The sequence below is a fragment of the Ornithinicoccus sp. genome (genome assembly GCF_057176825.1).
In genome coordinates this window covers 1982252-1998452 of record NZ_CM169976.1, presented here as the reverse complement: position 1 = coordinate 1998452, position 16201 = coordinate 1982252, and the positions used below count along the sequence as shown (strand labels likewise).

Sequence of the window (16201 nt, the reverse complement as noted above, 5' to 3'; positions counted from 1 at the left end):
GCCGGCCCCTGCCGGTAGGTTGGGCGTCATGACCCGCCGCTGCATCTGCCCCGGCTCCTTCGACCCGGTGACGAACGGCCACGTAGACGTGATCGTGCGCGCCGCCGCACTCTATGACGAGGTGGTCGTCGCCGTGCTGCACAACCCCGACAAGCCCGGCCGGTTCCCGGTGGCGCAGCGCCTGGACCTGATCCGGCGCTCGCTGCCCGAGGGGCTGGCGGTGCGGGTCGAGGAGTTCCACGGCCGCCTGCTCGTGGACGTGGCCGCCCAGGTGGGCGCCGACGCCATCGTCAAGGGCCTCAGGGGCGGCACCGACTTCGCCTACGAGCTGCCGATGGCCCTGATGAACCGGCACCTGACCGGCATCGAGACGGTCTTCCTGCCCGGTGACCCGGCCCTCGAGCACGTCTCCAGTTCCCTGGTCAGCCAGGTGGCCGCCTACGGCGGTGACGTCACCGGGCTGGTCCCGGACGCCGTCCGCGAGGCGCTGGCCGACCGGTGATGCGCCCGGTCACGGCGGTCCTGTTCGACTTCCACTCCACCCTGGTCCACTCCGGGGACGCGGCCCACTGGCTGGCGGCCGGCTGGGCCGCTGCCGGGCGCGGGGGCGAGCCGGCGGACGGTCTCGGGCCGGAGACCGCCGCTGCGGTCAGCACGTTCCTGGACCGGATCTGGGAGCACGCCCGCGAGATCGACCCGCACAGCGAGCGGGACGGCGACGCGCGGCGCCACCGCGCGGTGTTTGCCACGACGGTCGACCGCTGCGCGGGGGTGGATCCGGCGCTGGCCGACGGCCTCTACCGCACCATGGCCGACCGCTGGACCGCCTACGAGGACGCGGCGCCGGTGCTCACGCAGCTGCGGGACCGGGGCGTGCGGACCGCCGTGGTCTCCAACATCGGGTTCGACCTGACCCCCGTCCTGGAACGGACCGGGCTCGCCCCGCTGGTCGACGCAGTCCTGATGTCCTACGCGGTGGGCAGCATCAAACCGGACCCTGGCATCTTCGCCCGCGCCCTGGACCAGTTGGACGCGGTGCCGGAGGACGCCCTGATGGTCGGGGACAGCTGGCGCGACGACGGGGGCGCGGCGGGCCTGGGGGTGCGCACCCTCCTGCTCCCCCGCACCGACGGCCCGGTCCACGGGCTCGAGGCCGTGCTCCGCCTGGCCGGCTGCTGACCCGCCGTCTGCTGACCTGCCGCACCGGGCTCCGTTCAGTCGGCGGCCGGGCCGACCGGCTCCGCGTAGTGCAGCGCGGTCTCCCCGTAGGTCTTGGCACCCAGCGCCGCCAGCCCCCCGGGCCACTCCGGCTCGGGTGAGCGGGCCGAGCGTTCCACGACGACCAGGGCTCCGGGGGCCAGCCAGCCGTGCTCGACCAGCCCGTACAGCACCCCGGCCAGGGCCTCCTCCCCGAGCGGGTACGGCGGGTCCAGCAGCACCACGTCGTATGCCGTGGCGCCGGGGCCCCCCGTGACGCCGCCCGGGCCGGCGGCCACCACCCGCTCCACCCGGTCCCGGCGGACCGCGCACCGGTCGGCGACCCCCAGCGCGGCGACGTTGCGCTGGATCAGGAGGGCGGTGGCCCGGTCGGACTCCACCAGCAGCACCGACCCGGCGCCGCGGCTGGCGGCCTCCAACCCGAGGGCGCCGGAGCCGGCATAGAGGTCGAGCACGTGGGCGCCCTCCAGGTCGGCCCAGGCCTCCAGCCGGGCGAACAACGCCTCGCGGACCCGGTCGGTCGTAGGCCTGGTGGCGCTGCCCCTGGGCGCCTCGATCCGGCGGCCACCCAGCGATCCGGCGATGATGCGGGTCACGGGTTCACCCCCGCTCCAGGAACGCGGCCCGCTCGGCGTCGATCCGGGCCAGCTCGTCCCGCAGTGCCGCGTGCCGGGCCAGCTCGGGGTCGTCCTCGACCACCTCCCACGCGGCGTCGTGCGCGGCGACGATGAGCTCCTCGTCCCGGACCAGCTGCAGGAACCGGATCGTGCTGCGCCGGCCGGACTGGGAGGCCCCGAGGACGTCGCCCTCCCGCCGCAGCTCCACGTCCAACCGGGCCAGCTCGAAGCCGTCGGTGGTGCCGGCGACGGCCGTGAGTCGCTCCGGCGCCTGCTCCGCGGTGCCCTGGGTGACCAGCAGGCACAGACCGGGTTTGCTGCCCCGGCCGACCCGGCCGCGCAGCTGGTGCAGCTGGGAGACGCCGAACCGGTCGGCGTCCAGGATGACCATCTGGGTGGCGTTCGGCACGTCGACGCCGACCTCGATGACGGTCGTGGCCACGAGCACGTCGACCTCGCCCGCCGAGAAGGCCCGCATCACGGCGTCCTTCTCCTCCGCCGCCTGCCGGCCGTGCACCACCGCGATCCTCAGGTCGCGGGTCGCCGGGAGCTGGCGCAGGGCCCGCTCCACCTGGTGCACCCCGTGCAGGGTCGGGGCCGCGGCCGCGCTGCCCTCCGCATCCTGGGCGTCCTCGGGGAGGTCGAGCACCTGGTCCATCCCCTCGTCGTCCACGGCGCCCCCCGCCTCCCCCACGGGGCCGCCGGGCCCGACCGTCGCCCCGTGCGGCAGGTCGGGATCGTCCACGTCGCCGATCCGGGGGCACACGACATACACCTGGCCGCCGGCGGCCACCTCCTCGGCGACCCGCTCCCAGGCGCGGGCCACCCACGTCGGCCGGTCGGAGGTGACCACGTGCGTGCTGATCGGCTGCCGACCACGCGGCAGCTCGGACAGGGTGGAGGTCTCCATGTCGCCGTAGACGGTCATGGCGACGGTGCGCGGGATCGGCGTGGCCGTCATCACCAGGACGTGCGGGGCGGTGTCGGCCTTCGCCCGCAGGGCGTCGCGCTGCTCCACCCCGAAGCGGTGCTGCTCGTCCACGACGACCAGGCCCAGTTCGGCGAACTGCACGTGCTCCTGGATGAGGGCGTGGGTGCCGATCACGATGCCGGCCTCGCCCGAGGCTGCCTGGAGCAGGTTGCCGCGACGCTCGGCCGCCGACTGGCTGCCGGTGAGCAGGGCCACGCGGGTGGCGTGCTCGGCTCCGCCGAGCAGCCCCGCCTCGGCCAGGGATCCGAGCATCGCGGTGATCGAGCGGTGGTGCTGCACCGCCAGCACCTCGGTGGGGGCCAGCAGTGCGGCCTGGCCTCCCGCGTCGACCACGCGGAGCATCGCCAACAGCGCGATCACCGTCTTGCCGGACCCGACCTCGCCCTGCAGCAGCCGGTGCATCGGGACGTCGCGGTCCAGGTCGGCGGACACCTCGGCCAGCACCCGCTCCTGCCCGGGCGTGAGATCGAACGGCAGCCGTTCCCGGAACTCGGCGGCGATCCCGTCGGCCACGGCCGGACGCGGCGTGGCCGGCACCGCCTGCGCGGAGCGGCGCCGCTGGGCCAGGGCGGCCTGGAGCACGAACGCCTCCTGCCACTTCAACCGCCAGCGCCCCCTCCGGTGGTCTCCCTCCTCGGCCGGCTGGTGCACCAGCCGGTAGGCCTCGGGCAGCGTCGGCAGGCGGTGCCGCAGCCGCACCGACGCCGGGATCGGGTCCGGGATCTCGCCGAGGGCGTGCAGAGCCAGGTCGACGGCCCCCGAGATCTTCATCGAGGTGGTGCCCTTGACAGCCGTGTACACCGGGATCGGACCTTCCCCGTATGCCGTGGGCTGGCCGCTGTCGGCGCCGATCACCTGATACTCGGGGTGGGTGAGCTGCAGTCGCCGGCCGTACCGGCTCACCGTGCCGGAGCAGACCACCCTCCGGCCCGGGACCAGGGCCTGCTCGTGCCCGTAGGGGCGGAAGAACGTCAGGTCCAGCTCTCCACCCTGCTCGTCGGCCACGACCACCGTGAGCATGGTGCCGCGCCGGGCCTTCATCCGCCGGGTGGTGGACTGCCTGACCACGGCGAGGAGCACGACGTATTCGCCGTCGTGAAGCTGGGTGAAGTCGGTGGGGCGCGAGGGGTCCAGGTAGCTGCGGGGCAGGAAGTCCAGCAGCGCTCCGATGGTGCGGATGTCGCGCTGCTTGGCCAGGGTCTCGGCGAGTTTGCCGAGCACCGGGCGCAGCGGCCCCTGCAGGCCGGTGCCGGGGCCGGCCATCACTCGACCCCGAACACCCAGGAGTAGGTGCGCTGCAGGCCGTCGACGACCACGATCTCCGGCCCGCCGTGCCGGTCGCAGACCTCCTGCACCACGGCGAGTCCCGAGGACCGGTCGGCGTCGACCCCGACGACCGCGGTGACCAGCTCCGGGTCCCGCTCGGACAGGAGCGCGTCGAGGACTCCGCTGACGGCCAGGTCCGGGGTGGCGGCGACCACGGCGATGTCGCCGTCCACCAGACCCAGGGACTGACCCTTGCGACACGGCCCGACCGGGGTGTGCCCGTCCTTGCTGGCCACGGTGACCGAGGCGTACCGCGTGCCCCGGACCGCCTCGGTCATCGCGGTCACGTTGGTCTCCAGGTCGGCCGCGGGGTCGAAGACGGCGAGCGCAGCCAGGCCCTGCACGCTGGCCCGCGACGGCAGCACCCGCACCGCCAGGTCGTCCTCGGCGGCGGCCCTCGCGGCGGCGTCGGCGGCCAACCGGGTGTCCGGGTCGTTCGGCAGCAGGATCACCCCTGCGGAGCCGGTGGCCCAGATGGCGCTGAGGAGTTCACCGGTCGAGGCACGGTCCCCCGGCGCAGAGCGCACCACCTCGGCACCGGCACCGGCGAGGACCGACAGCAGACCCTCACCGGCGGCGCAGGCGACGACGGCGACCTCGGGGGCCGCGCGGGCCTCGTCGGCCGTCCCGTCGGGCCCGTCCTCGGCGGCGTCCCCGAGCGGCTGCGGCAGGGCGGTGACGGTGACCTGGGCGACCCTCCCGGCCATCGCGCCAGCCTCCAGCGCGACGTCGGGCTGGGCCAGGTGGACGTGCACCCGCCACTCGGCGGGGCCCCCGACCACCAGCACCGAGTCCCCGACGTGGGCCAGGTGGGCCCGCAGGTGCTGGGCGCGCTCGGGGTCCGAGCCGGTGAGCAGATACATCACCTCGTGTCCTCCGCCCCCCAGGGCGCAGTCGGCACCGCCCCCACCGGGCAGCTCCGCGCCGAGGGCCCTGCCCGCGGCTCCGCTCAGGCCATCACCCCAGGGACGGTCGGCGGTCAGCGCGGACTCCTCGTCCGCGGCGGGGTCCCCCAGCACCCGCTCCAGCGCCTCGAGCACGACGACCAGGCCGGCCCCGCCGGCGTCGACCACGCCCGACCGGGCAAGTACGGGCAACTGTTGGGGCGTCTTGGTGAGGGCGGCGCGGGCGGCGTCCAGGGCGGCGCGCGCCACGGCATACACGGTGTCGGCGGAGCCGTCCGCCACGGCGGCGGCGGTCCCGTGCGCAGCGGCGCGGGAGACCGACAGGATGGTGCCCTCGACCGGCGTGCTGACCCCGTCCCAGGCAAACCGGTCGGCGCGGGCGAAGGCGTCGGCCAGGACCTCCGGCGAGACCTCGTCCAGCCCGTCACCGGCGGCGGCCACGGCGTCGTGCAGGCCGCGCACCAGTTGGCTCAGGATGACCCCGGAGTTCCCACGGGCCGACAGCAACATCCCCCGGGCGAGCAGGGCGAGCCCGTCGGTCAGGCTGATCCGGCCGGTGCGCGCCTCGTGGTGCCCGCGCAGCACTTCCAGCGAGCCGTCCATGGTCAGGAACATGTTGGTGCCGGTGTCGCCGTCGGGGACCGGGAACACGTTGAGGGCGTTGATCGCCTCGCGGGCGTCGGCCAGCATGGACCGCGCGCTCAGCGCCCACCGGCGGGCGGCCGCCAGGTCCAGCGGCGTCGGGGGCGCCGTCAGGGCGCCGTCGGAGACCGTGCTCCCGTCGGTCACCGCGCTCACCTCGCTCCCTCGTCCAGGCTGCTGCAGTAGCGTGCCGTCGTGACCCGCGTCGTGCCGCGGGTCCGCACCCGCAGGGTAGCGGCCGACGCCGACCCCGCGGGCCCGGTGTCCCGGGCCACCGCGCAGTTTTGGTCTGCTGGCGCCGCGTCGGCTACGCTTGACCGGTTCCCCGGACTGTGCGACGCCGCGTCGCTGATCGGGGCCTGCACTTGCTCACACACGACCTCAGGAGAACACCGTGGCTGCCACTTGCGATGTCTGCGGCAAGGGACCGAGCTTCGGTCACAGCATTTCGCACTCCCACCGCCGGACCAAGCGCCGCTGGAACCCGAACATCCAGCGCGTGCGCGCCCTGGTCGGCAAGAACGGGACGACCCCCAAGCGCCTCAACGTCTGCACCTCCTGCCTGAAGGCCGGCAAGGTCACCACCCGCTGACCGTCCCGGTCTCCCGAGGCCGCGACGAGGAGAGCCGGCACCCTGCACGGGTGCCGGCTCTGCCGTGTCCCGTGCTCAGCCGCCGAAGTGGTCCCACCCACCGCCGGTGAGCTGCCTCCCCCGGTGCCGCACCCCGGGGCCCTCCTGCCCCGGCGGCAGCAACTGACCGATCACCGACCAACCATCCAGTACGGCCGCCGCCTGCGGGAACGTCGCCAGCATGACGTGCTCCTCCCCGCCCCGCAGCACGCAGTCCAGGGCGGCCTCCTCCGGCAGCGCCGGCATCAGGTGGCGCGCGTGGCGACCCAGCGCGTCGTCGTCGAGCTCGATCAGGACGCCGCTGGCCCGGGCGACCCGGCCGGCGTCTCGCACGAGACCGTCGGAGACGTCGATCATCGCGGTGGCTCCGGCCGCTGCCGCGGCGGGCCCGGCGGTCAGGTCGGGGCGCGGCACCCGGTGGTAGCCCACCAGGTCGGGTCGGGTCACGCCGTCCCAGCCCCCGCGCAGCAGTTCCAGCCCCGCGCCGGACCTGCCGAGGCGCCCGTGAACGGCCAGCACTTCCCCGGGTGTGGCCCCGGACCGCAGCACCGGGCCCGGGCCCGGCAGCTCGCCCAGCGCCGTGACCGAGACCACCACCGGTCCCTCGGTGGAGGACAGGTCACCACCGATCACCGGTGTGCCGGCCTCCTGTGCCGCGGCGGCGATGCCGGCCGTGAGGTCCTCCACCCAGGCCCCGCTCGTGCTGCCGGGCGCCACGAGGGTGACCAACAGCCCCGTGCCGGTGCCGCCCATCGCGGCGAGGTCGGCCAGGTTCTGCACCACCACCTTGGCCCCGACGTCCGCGGCGGAGGACCAGTCGTCGCGCCAGTCACGTCCCGCGACGACCGCGTCGGTCGTGGCCAGCACCGGCCTGGCGGCAGCAAGCAGCGCGGTGTCGTCCCCGGGTCCCACCAGCACCCCCGAACTGTCCTGGACGGCGAACGCGGCGAAGACCGACCGCAGGATGCCCTCCTCCCCCAGCTCGGCCAGCGTCGGACCCGTCGGCCCCGGACCTGCCGGGCTGCTCCCGGCACCCGACTCGTGCTGCGACATACCGATCCTCTCCTCCGGCGGATGCTCCCGGCACGGTAGCGTCTCGCCCAACGCACCCGTCCCAAGGAGGCTCCCATGGTCCAGGCGTACATCCTCGTCCAGACGGAGGTCGGCAGGTCCTCGCAGGTCGCGGCCGAGATCGGCGGCCTGCCCGGCGTCCGCTCCGCCGAGGACGTCACCGGCCCGTACGACGTCATCGCCCTGATCGAGGCCGAGTCGGTCGACGACCTCGGTCGCCAGGTCATCGCCAAGATCCAGGAGGTGCCGCACATCACCCGCACCACCACATGCACCGTCGTCCACCTGCGCTGAGGCACGTCACGACACTCGCCGTCGCCGCCCTCGTGCTCGCGGGGTGCAGTTCGGCCGTCAAGGTCACGCCCTTCGAGGACTCGGACTCGGCCCGGTGCCGCGAGGTCGCCGCCGCCTGGCCGGCCACGGTCGGGGGTCAGCAGCCGCGCGAGGTCGCCGTCCAGTCCGAGGGTGTGGCCGCCTGGGGAGATCCCGCCATCATCGCCCGGTGCGGCGCGACCTCCCCGGGGCCGACCACGGAGCAATGCATCGACGCGGACGGCGTCGACTGGGTCGCCCACGAGTTGGACGACGGCTATGCGTTCACCACCTTCGGGCGCGACCCGGCGATCGAGGTCCTGGTGCCCCGGACCTACTCCCCCGAACCCCTGCTGCTGCCGGCCTTCCGCGCGGCCGCCGAGGTGGTCCCCCAGGACGGCCCCCAGTGCTCGTAGGCTGTCAGCGCAGGCCGAGGGGGCGGCTCAGCGCCAGCTGGATCAGCTCGTCGATCAACTCGGGGTAACTCACCCCGGAGGCCGCCCACACCTGGGGATACATGGAGTAGGGGGTGAATCCGGGCAGCGTGTTGATCTCGTTGATGAGCACCTGCCCGTCGTGGGTGTAGAAGCAGTCCACCCGGGACAGGCCCTCGCAGCCGGCGGCCTCAAACGCCACCGCCGCGACCCGCCGGACCTCGGTGCGGACGTCGGCAGGCACCTCGGCGGGACAGGACAACTGCACGTTGCCCTCGTCGAGGTACTTGGCCTGGAAGTCGTAGAAGTCGTGGCCGCTGACCACGATCTCGCCGATCTCGCTGATCCGGGCGGGGTCGGTCCCCCGCCCCTGGAGCACACCGACCTCCAGCTCGCGGCCCTCGATCCCCGCCTCGACCAACACCTTGGGGTCGTGCTCCCGCGCCGCCTCGATGGCGGCGACCAGGCCGTCCGGGTTGTCGACCCGGGTGATCCCGACCGAGGAGCCGGCCCGGGCCGGCTTGACGAAGACGGGCATCCCCAGGGCCGCCGCCTCGGCGAGCGCACCCTCCCGGTCGGTGCGCCACCGGGTGTCGGTCACGACCGTGTAGGGGCCGACGGGAAGCCCGGCGCTGCGGAACACCGTCTTCATCATCGCCTTGTCCATCATGGCGGCCGACGCGAGCACGCCGCAGCCGACGTAGCGGATGTCGGCGAGCTCCAGGAGGCCCTGGATGGTCCCGTCCTCACCGAACGGACCGTGTAGCAGCGGGAAGACCACGTCGACCTCGCCGAGCGCCGTGGGGACCTCACCGGGGCGAGCGACCGTCAGCATCCGGTCGTGCGCCCCGAGCGGCAGCGACACCTGGTGGCCGGTATCGGTCACCTCCGGGAGCCGGCCCTGCGAGATCTCGAGCGCGGCGGGATCGTCGGCGACCTGCACCCAGTACCCCTCCCGGGTGATCCCGACCGGCACGACCTCATAGGCGTCGCGGTCGATGGCGCGCAGCACGCTGGCCGCGGTCGCGCAGGAGATCGCGTGCTCCTGCGACCGGCCTCCGAAGACGACGGCCACCCGGGGCCGGGTCGCGGACCGGGGATTGCTGCGGGGCTCAGGCGTGGTGTCCATCGCGCACGAGCCTAACCGTCGGGTGCGGCCGGACCCGGAGGGACACGGCGGCCGCACGCGCCGGTCGGGTCAGTGCCGTTCGTGCTTGCGGGGACGCCCCATCAGGGCCTCGGCGACCTCGCGTGGGTGCATGCCCTGCTCGACGACGGCCGTGACCCCTGCGGCCAGGGGCATGTCGACGTCGTGCCGCGCGGCCAGCTCCAGCACCGAGTGGCAGGACTTGACGCCCTCGGCCGTCTGCTTGGTCACGGCGATGACCTCCTCGACCGACATGCCGCGCCCGAGGTTGAGCCCGAAGGAGTGGTTGCGGGACAACGGGGACATGCAGGTGGCGATGAGGTCGCCGACTCCTGCCAGCCCCATCAGCGTCGCGGGGTCCGCGCCGAGGGCCGCGGAGAGCCGGGCGGTCTCGGCGAGGCCACGGGTGATGATCGTCGACTTGGTGTTGTCACCGAAGCCGAGTCCCTCGGCCATCCCGGCCGCCAGGGCCACGACGTTCTTGACCGCCCCGCCGATCTCCGTGCCGACGACGTCGGTCTGGGTGTAGGGGCGGAAGTAGGGGGTGGCGCAGGCCGCGGACACGACCTCCGCGGTCGCGATGTCGGCGCACGCCACCACGCTGGCCGCGGGCTGCCGGGCGGCGATCTCCCGGGCGAGGTTCGGGCCGGACACGACGACGACCCGGTCCTGTTCGACCCCGGCCACCTCGCAGATCACCTCGCTCATCCGCGCCCCGGTGCCCAGCTCGATGCCCTTCATGAGTGAGACGACCGGGACGCCGGCCGGGATCACCTCGCCCCAGGTGGTGAGGTTCTGGCGCAGCGTCTGGGACGGGATCGCCAGCACCACCAGGTCGGCCCCCTCGGCCGCCTCGGCCGGGTCGGTCGTCGCGCTGAGGGACTCCGGCAGGGTCAGCTCGGGCAGGTAGTCGGCGTTCACCCGGTCCCGGTTGATCCGGTCCGCCAGTTCCTGTCGACGCCCGTGCAGGCGCACCGTGCCCCCGGCATCCGCCAGGATGGCGCCGAACGCGGTGCCCCAGGACCCGCTGCCGAAGACCGCGGCGCGCGTCACTGGCCGCCCTCCTGCTTCTTGTCGTTTCCCGGCCGGTAGACGAACGGCTCGTCCGGCGGGATCTCGCCCCGGAGCTGGGCGAGCTGGGCGGTGATGGCCGCCATCACCCGGTCGGTGGCCTCACGCAGTGCCCCCGGGTCGTCCTCGCGTCCGTGCAGGTCGTCCAGGGGCACGGCGGGGCCGGCGGCGACCTGCATGGTGGGGCGGGACAGCAGGTTGGTGGGTCGGCGCGCGTACGGCGCCAGCAGTTGTTGGGCGCCCCACTGTGCCACCGGGATGACGGGGGCGCGCGTGACCAGGGCCAGTCGACCCACCCCGACCCGGGCCCGCATCGGCCACAGACCGGGGTCGCGGGTCAACGTCCCCTCGGGCATGATCGCCACGCAACTGCCGTCGCGCACCGCCTGTTCAGCGTCGGCCAGCGCGTCGACGGCCCGGCTGGTCCCGCGATAGACCGGCACCTGCCCGAGCCCCTTGAGGGCCTGGCCCACGACAGGTATGTCGAACAGCGTCGACTTGGCCAGGAACAGCGGCGGACAGCCGTGGTCGACCAGGAAGTGGGCGACCATGAGCGGGTCGATCTCCGAGACATGGTTGGACGCGACCACGAAGCCGCCGCGGTCGGGCAGGTTCTCACCACCGGACCACTCGCGCGTGGTCAACGCCATCAGCGGGGGCCGCAGCGTGGCGATGGCAGCGGCGTAGGAGGTGGGGACTTTGGTTCGCTTCGGCATACGGCGCACGGCCACATCTTGTCACCGTGGGCGCGGGAGGGCACCCACCTGCGACGATACTGGCGTGGTGTCCCTCCCCTGCCCCTGGCGTCTCGTGGTCCCGGTCAAGGACGCGCGACTGGCCAAGTCACGCTTGGAACCTCCCCCGCCGCTGACCCGCACCGAGCTGGCCCGGGCCCTGGCCAGGGACACCCTGGAGGCCGTCTGCTCCGCGCTGCCGGCCGCCGACGTCGTCGTGGTGACCTCCGACCCGTCCGCCGACACCGTCGCCCGCCGGCTCGGCGCCACGGTCGTGCCGGACCCGGGGACCGGTCTGAACGGTGCCGTCGCCGTCGGCCTGCTCAAGGCGGGGGCGGGAGGTCCGGACCCGGTCGGGGTCCTCCTCGGTGACCTGCCGGCGCTGCGGCCGGAGGACCTGATCGCAGCCCTCGCCGCGTGTGCCGGGCACCCGGTCGCCGTGGTGCCGGACGCGGAGGAGTCCGGCACGGTGCTCCTGACCGCCGCGGCCGGACACACCCTTGCGCCTCGCTTCGGGCCCGGCTCGGCCGCCCGCCACGCGGCCCTGCCCGGGGCCACCCTCCTGCCCCTGGACCTGCCTCACCTGCGGCGGGACGTCGACGACGCCGGCGCACTCGACCTGGCCGTGGGACTCGGCGTGGGGCGGCACACGGCGCAGCGGCTGGCGACCACCGGGGCACCTGTCGAGCGGTTAGGGTGACCGGCATGCAGGGCAGCGTCCACTCCTTCGACCCGGCGACCGGGGGCGGCAGCGTGCTGCTGGACACCGGCCGGGAGCTCGCCTTCGACGCCGACGTGTTCGCCGCCAGCGGCCTGCGGCATCTGCGCCTGGGGCAACGACTGAGCCTGGAGCTCGACGGGGACGCGGAGGACGAGACCACTCTGGTCACCCGTCTGTGGATCGTCGGGATCGGCCCCGGCGAGGTCATCGGCTGACGCCGCCGGGGCCGCTCCCACGGTCCTGCTCAGGCCTGTCGGCTCCCGCTGGGGGCGCGGCCCCCGACGAACCCCTCGGTGGGCAACTGCTCGGGCTCGGCGACGACCTCCTTGAAGTAGGTGCCCGGCCGGAACCGGGGGCTGCTGGTCCCCTCGATCGGGACCAGCTCGCCCGTCCGGGGGTTGCGTCCGGTGCGGGGTGCCCGGTCGACGCGCTCGAAGGTGCCGAAGCCGGTGATGGTGACCCGCCCACCGGCGGCCACCTGCCGGATGATCAGGTCGACCGTGGCCTCGATAGCGGTGGTGGCCAGGGTCCTACCGCCGAGTTCCTCGGACAGCCTCTCGATGAGATCCGCCTTGTTCATGATGCTCCTACCTGGGTGGTGCCGAGCACCCGTCACGGTGGGTGACCGACTTCCCCCAAAGGTAGAGGTAACCGGGCCTCCTGGGCCACTCCCGGAGCCGGAAAGTTCGCCGGGTTTCGTTGACTCCCCGCACCACCCGACGAGAAGACCCCCGGCCGACGTGTGTCGACCGGGGGTCTTGCGTGGTAGCCCCGACGGGATTCGAACCCGCGCTACCGCCTTGAGAGGGCGGCGTGCTAGGCCGCTACACAACGGGGCCCTAGCGTCCGGCTGCCTGGCAGCCGGGGCGACACTTTACCGCACCGGTTCGGGAAGTCCGAATCCGGAAAGTGCGGGTGATGTCGCGGCGCTGGGGTACCAGGACTCGAACCTAGACTAACTGAACCAGAATCAGTCGTGCTGCCAATTACACCATACCCCAAGGGGGTATCCACGCCGGGCTGGAAGGAACTTCCGTGAGGGCGGGGAACCGAGGCGATACTCTACCCGCCCCCGGCACCTACCCCAAATCGCCAGACTCCTCGCCGGGCGCCTCCACCTCGCCCAGCAGACGCTGCAACCGGGCCGTCACCGAGGCCTTGCCCAGGATCTCCATCGACTCGAACAGCGGCGGGGAGACCCGGGCGCCGGAGACCGCGGTCCGCAGCGGTCCGAAGGCGAACCTGGGCTTGATCCCCAATCCCTCGACGAGGGCCTCGCGCAGGGCCGTCTCGATGCGCTCGGCGGTCCACTCCACGCCCTCGCCGAGTGGGGTCCCGAGCGTGCCGTCGATCGGCTCGAGCGCCCCCAGCGCGGCCCGGAGCACCTCGGGCGCATCGGGCTTGAGCTGGCCCCGGGCGTCGTCGGCGATCACCAGGTCGGCGTCTGCGACATAGAACGGTGCGATGAGCGGCACCGCGTCCAGCAGGGTCACGATCCGGGTCTGGACCAGCTCGGTGACGGCCTTGAGGCGGCCCAGCTCCGGCAGGGTCGGCTGCGGGCCGAGCACGCCGGCGTCCTGCAGGAAGGGCAGCAGCCGGGTGGCCAGCTCCCCGGGGTCGAGCTCGCGGATGTAGTGCCCGTTGAGCCAGTTCAGCTTCTCCAGGTTGAAGATCGGGCCCACCGTGTTGACCTTGGTCCAGTCGAACCGCTCGGTGAACTCGGCGAAGTCGAACACCTCACGCTCCACCTGCTGGCCGTCCTCGCCCTGCTTGATCACCGGCGGGTAGCCGAGGAGCGCCAGGAAGTTCAGGAGCGCCTCGGGCAGGTAGCCCTGCTCGCGGAACCAGGTGAGCCGGGCCCACGGGCTCTTGCGCTTGGAGATCTTGGCCTTCTTCTCATCCCGCAGCAGCGGCATGTGGGCAAAGGCCGGCTCGGGCAGCCCGAGCCACTGGTAGAGCAGCACGTGCTTGGGGGTGCTGGAGATCCACTCCTCCCCGCGCACCACATGGGTGATCCCCATCTCGTGGTCATCCACCACGACGGCCAGGTGGTAGGTCGGGAAGCCGTCGGCCTTCAGGATGACCTGGTCGTCGGGGCGCGGCGCGGAGACCTGGCCCCGGATCAGGTCGGTGAACGTCGTCGGGGCGTCGTCGGGGATCAGCATCCGCACGACCGGGGTCTCGCTGAAGCCGGGCAACTGCGCCCGCTCCTGCTCGGTCTTGCCCAGGCACAGCCGGTCGTAGCCGGTCGGCTGCTTGAGGGCCTGCTGCCGCTCCCGCATCTCCTTCAACCGCTCACCCGAGCACCAGCAGTGGTACGCCTTCCCCTCCTCCAGCAGCCTCTCGACATACGGGCGGTAGGTGTCCAACCGCTCGGACTGGCGGTAGGGCGCGTAGGGCCCCCCGATGTCCGGCCCCTCGTCCCAGCCCAGGCCCAGCCAGTGCAGGGTGTCGAAGATCTGCTGCTCGCTGTCCGCCTGGTAGCGGGCCCGGTCGGTGTCCTCGATGCGGAGCACGAACTGGCCGCCCTGTTGGCGGGCGAAGGCGAGGTCGAACATGGACATGTAGGCCGTGCCGACGTGCGGGTCCCCCGTGGGCGAGGGCGCGACGCGCAGGCGGACGGGACGAGAGGTCGTGGAGTCGCTCATGGTGCTGCCGAGTCTAGGCCCGGGTCGCCAGACGGTTGACCCTCAGTCCATCAGGGCGAGGGTGACGGTCTCCTGGAGCCAGGTCAGGAAGTCGTAGTAGGCCATCTGCTGGGCGGTCGCCGGGTCCAGGTCCTCCTCCCCGGACAGGGCACGCTCGAGCTGGCTGTGCAGCCGCTCGGAGTCCTCGTCGGTGCGCAGTCCGAGACGCTCACCCAGGATGAGTCGGACGTCGGTCAGGGCCACGGACAGGGCCCGGGCCTGGTCCAGGTCGAGGTCGACCTTCGGAGGCTGGGCGGCCTCCAGGGCCGCCAGCGCGGTCGCCAGGTTGGCGGCCTTCCGGGACCGCAGGTTGTGCTCGGTGAGCCGCCGGAACTCGGCAGCCTGCTCCTGGTCGGTGCGGTGCGCCGGTGGCAGGAGCCGGCGCAGCGCCGGGTCGCTGGGCTCGGTCGGGTCGGGGTCGGACTCCCCCAGCCCGGCGATCAGGTCCAGGAACGGGTCGCCGGTGCCCTCCCGCTCGGGGGCGACGAAGTCACGGGTGAGCGTCAGCAGGTGGGTGACGACGAGGATCTCCTCGGCGTCCATCCTGCCCGTGACGCGCTGACCCTTGCGGCGGAAGGCCCTGGCCACTCAGTCGTCCTTCTGGAAGGTGGCCCACAGGCCGTAGGAGTGCATCGCCTCGGTGTCGGCCTCGACTTTCTCCCGGGTGCCGTGGGAGACGGCCGCCCGCCCTTCCTGGTGCACCTGCATCATCAGCGTCTCGGCCTTGGCACGGGAGTAGCCGAAGTGGGTCTGGAACACCCAGGTGACGTAGGACATCAGGTTGACGGGGTCGTTCCAGACCAAGGTCACCCACGGCGTGTCGGCCTCGGGTCGGTCCAGGACCGCGACCTGCCCGGCCTCCTGCGGGCCGGGAGCGTCGGGTCCGCTCGGGGGCGCGGGGGGCTCGGTTGACACGGGCCCCACTCTACGGCGACGCCAAGCCGTGCCGACGGGCCCTCACCCGGCGACGCTGCGCACCAGGAGCGTCAGCGCCGAGGCCGCGCAGACCAGCAGCATGGTGGAGCGGATGCGCAGCGGCGAGACCCTGCGGCCCACGCGGCGGGACACCCAGAGCCCCGCGAGCAGGAAGGGGGCGAACCCGCCCGCGAGCCAGAACTCCCGGGCGTGCAGCTGCCCGCTCACCCCCAGGCCGACGAGGCTGAAGACGGCGCCGAGGACGAAGTAGACCGCGAGGGTGCTGCGGATCTGCGCCGGAGGACGGTGTTGATAGAGGATCGCCATCGGGGGCCCGCCGATGGAGGTGGCCGTCGAGGTCACCCCGGAGATGAGTCCGGCGCCGACCAGGGAGCTGCGGCCGATCGGCACGGTGACGGTGCGCCAGGTGAGCAGCACGGCGAGCAGCACCATCACCCCCACGGCCACGGCCAGGGCCCGCTCGGTGAACAGCGCCACCAGCCAGACACCCAGCACGGTGCCCGGCACGCGCGCCGGCAGCGACCAGGCCAGGCCAGGCCAGTCGATCTGTTCCCGGTTGCCGGCCAGTTGCAGCAGGGGCAGCAGGGCCGCAGTCCAGAGCAACAGCCCCGGCATCAGCTCCGGGGCGACCAGCATGGCGACCGGGGCGCCCACCAGCCCGAGCCCCAGCCCGACCAGTCCCTGGACGGTGGCACCGGTGAAGAGGGCGAGCGCGATCACCGCCAAGGCCCACGCGGACACCCCGAGAATCACCGACT

Annotated in this window: 19 protein-coding genes and 2 tRNA genes; 7 read left to right on the top strand and 14 right to left on the bottom strand. The window is 73.3% G+C overall.

All coding sequences use genetic code 11. The features are described 5' to 3' along the window. Positions 1–28: 28 nt before the first annotated feature. Complete coding sequence (gene coaD / locus AC1QRC_RS10005; protein WP_484203189.1) at positions 29–502, top strand: pantetheine-phosphate adenylyltransferase; 474 nt, start codon at positions 29–31, stop codon at positions 500–502. Then, the gene (locus AC1QRC_RS10000) at positions 502–1179 is read left to right on the top strand and encodes an HAD family hydrolase (RefSeq protein WP_484203188.1); all 678 of its coding nucleotides are present in this window, start codon (positions 502–504) and stop codon (positions 1177–1179) included. The genes coaD and AC1QRC_RS10000 overlap by 1 nt, the downstream gene beginning before the upstream one ends. Before the next feature lie 35 nt (positions 1180–1214). On the opposite strand, the gene rsmD is transcribed toward AC1QRC_RS10000, so the two are convergent. The 3 genes from rsmD to AC1QRC_RS09985 are packed head-to-tail and all read right to left on the bottom strand — an operon-like array spanning position 1215 to position 5855. Continuing rightward, complete coding sequence (gene rsmD, locus AC1QRC_RS09995; RefSeq protein WP_484203187.1) at positions 1215–1814, bottom strand: 16S rRNA (guanine(966)-N(2))-methyltransferase RsmD; 600 nt, start codon at positions 1812–1814, stop codon at positions 1215–1217. A gap of 4 nt (positions 1815–1818) precedes the next feature. Then, the gene (locus AC1QRC_RS09990; RefSeq protein WP_484203186.1) at positions 1819–4089 is read right to left on the bottom strand and encodes an ATP-dependent DNA helicase RecG; all 2271 of its coding nucleotides are present in this window, start codon (positions 4087–4089) and stop codon (positions 1819–1821) included. Next, positions 4089–5855 (bottom strand): DAK2 domain-containing protein, encoded by a 1767-nt coding sequence (locus AC1QRC_RS09985; protein WP_484203185.1) that lies wholly within the window; start codon positions 5853–5855, stop codon positions 4089–4091. Before AC1QRC_RS09985 ends, AC1QRC_RS09990 begins: the two co-directional genes overlap by 1 nt. A gap of 238 nt (positions 5856–6093) precedes the next feature. Between AC1QRC_RS09985 and rpmB the strand changes: the two genes are divergently transcribed. Continuing rightward, complete coding sequence (rpmB, locus tag AC1QRC_RS09980) at positions 6094–6291, top strand: 50S ribosomal protein L28 (protein ID WP_484203184.1); 198 nt, start codon at positions 6094–6096, stop codon at positions 6289–6291. Positions 6292–6366: 75 nt separating this feature from the next. Here rpmB and thiL read toward each other — a convergent pair whose 3' ends face one another. Next, the gene (gene thiL / locus AC1QRC_RS09975; RefSeq protein ID WP_484203183.1) at positions 6367–7383 is read right to left on the bottom strand and encodes a thiamine-phosphate kinase; all 1017 of its coding nucleotides are present in this window, start codon (positions 7381–7383) and stop codon (positions 6367–6369) included. A gap of 75 nt (positions 7384–7458) precedes the next feature. On the opposite strand from thiL, the gene AC1QRC_RS09970 reads away from it, so the two are divergent. Together AC1QRC_RS09970 and AC1QRC_RS09965 are read left to right on the top strand one after the other, a co-directional pair. Continuing rightward, complete coding sequence (locus tag AC1QRC_RS09970; protein WP_484203182.1) at positions 7459–7695, top strand: Lrp/AsnC family transcriptional regulator; 237 nt, start codon at positions 7459–7461, stop codon at positions 7693–7695. Continuing rightward, positions 7671–8129: a DUF3515 family protein gene (locus AC1QRC_RS09965; protein WP_484203181.1), complete on the top strand. Its 459-nt coding sequence runs from the start codon at positions 7671–7673 to the stop codon at positions 8127–8129. Before AC1QRC_RS09970 ends, AC1QRC_RS09965 begins: the two co-directional genes overlap by 25 nt. A 4-nt stretch (positions 8130–8133) precedes the next feature. Here AC1QRC_RS09965 and AC1QRC_RS09960 read toward each other — a convergent pair whose 3' ends face one another. The 3 genes from AC1QRC_RS09960 to AC1QRC_RS09950 form a co-directional block, all read right to left on the bottom strand. Then, positions 8134–9276, bottom strand: a complete 1143-nt coding sequence (locus AC1QRC_RS09960; protein ID WP_484203180.1) for a D-alanine--D-alanine ligase family protein — start codon at positions 9274–9276, stop codon at positions 8134–8136. 69 nt (positions 9277–9345) lie between these two features. Further along, positions 9346–10347: an NAD(P)H-dependent glycerol-3-phosphate dehydrogenase gene (locus AC1QRC_RS09955; protein ID WP_484203179.1), complete on the bottom strand. Its 1002-nt coding sequence runs from the start codon at positions 10345–10347 to the stop codon at positions 9346–9348. After that, complete coding sequence (locus tag AC1QRC_RS09950) at positions 10344–11081, bottom strand: lysophospholipid acyltransferase family protein (RefSeq protein WP_484203178.1); 738 nt, start codon at positions 11079–11081, stop codon at positions 10344–10346. Before AC1QRC_RS09950 ends, AC1QRC_RS09955 begins: the two co-directional genes overlap by 4 nt. A 67-nt stretch (positions 11082–11148) precedes the next feature. Here AC1QRC_RS09950 and cofC point away from each other — a divergent pair, with 67 nt between their 5' ends. Then, entirely contained in the window at positions 11149–11799 is a 651-nt protein-coding gene (gene cofC, locus AC1QRC_RS09945; protein ID WP_484203177.1) for a 2-phospho-L-lactate guanylyltransferase, read from the top strand. Between the two features lie 5 nt (positions 11800–11804). Next, positions 11805–12035 carry a hypothetical protein gene (locus AC1QRC_RS09940; RefSeq protein ID WP_484203176.1) on the top strand — a complete coding sequence of 77 codons (231 nt, stop codon included), beginning with the start codon at positions 11805–11807 and terminating at the stop codon, positions 12033–12035. Between the two features lie 29 nt (positions 12036–12064). Here AC1QRC_RS09940 and AC1QRC_RS09935 read toward each other — a convergent pair whose 3' ends face one another. From AC1QRC_RS09935 to AC1QRC_RS09905, 7 genes are all read right to left on the bottom strand, one after another. Then, complete coding sequence (locus tag AC1QRC_RS09935; protein ID WP_484203175.1) at positions 12065–12400, bottom strand: HU family DNA-binding protein; 336 nt, start codon at positions 12398–12400, stop codon at positions 12065–12067. A 183-nt stretch (positions 12401–12583) separates the two neighbouring features. Further along, a tRNA-Glu gene (locus tag AC1QRC_RS09930) sits at positions 12584–12659 on the bottom strand. Between the two features lie 90 nt (positions 12660–12749). Next, positions 12750–12821 (bottom strand) — tRNA-Gln (locus AC1QRC_RS09925). Positions 12822–12899: 78 nt separating this feature from the next. Beyond that, positions 12900–14468 carry a glutamate--tRNA ligase gene (gltX, locus tag AC1QRC_RS09920; RefSeq protein WP_484203174.1) on the bottom strand — a complete coding sequence of 523 codons (1569 nt, stop codon included), beginning with the start codon at positions 14466–14468 and terminating at the stop codon, positions 12900–12902. 42 nt (positions 14469–14510) lie between these two features. Beyond that, entirely contained in the window at positions 14511–15095 is a 585-nt protein-coding gene (locus AC1QRC_RS09915; protein WP_484203173.1) for a DUF2017 family protein, read from the bottom strand. Next, positions 15096–15422 (bottom strand): ATP-dependent Clp protease adapter ClpS, encoded by a 327-nt coding sequence (clpS, locus tag AC1QRC_RS09910; RefSeq protein ID WP_484203172.1) that lies wholly within the window; start codon positions 15420–15422, stop codon positions 15096–15098. It lies immediately after the preceding gene. 42 nt (positions 15423–15464) lie between these two features. After that, positions 15465–16196 carry a sulfite exporter TauE/SafE family protein gene (locus AC1QRC_RS09905; RefSeq protein ID WP_484203171.1) on the bottom strand — a complete coding sequence of 244 codons (732 nt, stop codon included), beginning with the start codon at positions 16194–16196 and terminating at the stop codon, positions 15465–15467. Positions 16197–16201 lie beyond the last annotated feature (5 nt).

Bases quoted from the DNA above. Each gene is read 5' to 3' on its own strand.
- coaD (WP_484203189.1), top strand. From the start codon at position 29: ATGACCCGCCGCTGCATCTGCCCCGGCTCCTTCGACCCGGTGACGAAC.
- AC1QRC_RS10000 (WP_484203188.1), top strand. From the start codon at position 502: ATGCGCCCGGTCACGGCGGTCCTGTTCGACTTCCACTCCACCCTGGTC.
- AC1QRC_RS09990 (WP_484203186.1), bottom strand. From the start codon at position 4,089: ATGGCCGGCCCCGGCACCGGCCTGCAGGGGCCGCTGCGCCCGGTGCTC.
- thiL (WP_484203183.1), bottom strand. From the start codon at position 7,383: ATGTCGCAGCACGAGTCGGGTGCCGGGAGCAGCCCGGCAGGTCCGGGG.
- AC1QRC_RS09970 (WP_484203182.1), top strand. From the start codon at position 7,459: ATGGTCCAGGCGTACATCCTCGTCCAGACGGAGGTCGGCAGGTCCTCG.
- AC1QRC_RS09965 (WP_484203181.1), top strand. From the start codon at position 7,671: ATGCACCGTCGTCCACCTGCGCTGAGGCACGTCACGACACTCGCCGTC.
- AC1QRC_RS09960 (WP_484203180.1), bottom strand. From the start codon at position 9,276: ATGGACACCACGCCTGAGCCCCGCAGCAATCCCCGGTCCGCGACCCGG.
- AC1QRC_RS09950 (WP_484203178.1), bottom strand. From the start codon at position 11,081: ATGCCGAAGCGAACCAAAGTCCCCACCTCCTACGCCGCTGCCATCGCC.
- AC1QRC_RS09940 (WP_484203176.1), top strand. From the start codon at position 11,805: ATGCAGGGCAGCGTCCACTCCTTCGACCCGGCGACCGGGGGCGGCAGC.
- AC1QRC_RS09935 (WP_484203175.1), bottom strand. From the start codon at position 12,400: ATGAACAAGGCGGATCTCATCGAGAGGCTGTCCGAGGAACTCGGCGGT.
- gltX (WP_484203174.1), bottom strand. From the start codon at position 14,468: ATGAGCGACTCCACGACCTCTCGTCCCGTCCGCCTGCGCGTCGCGCCC.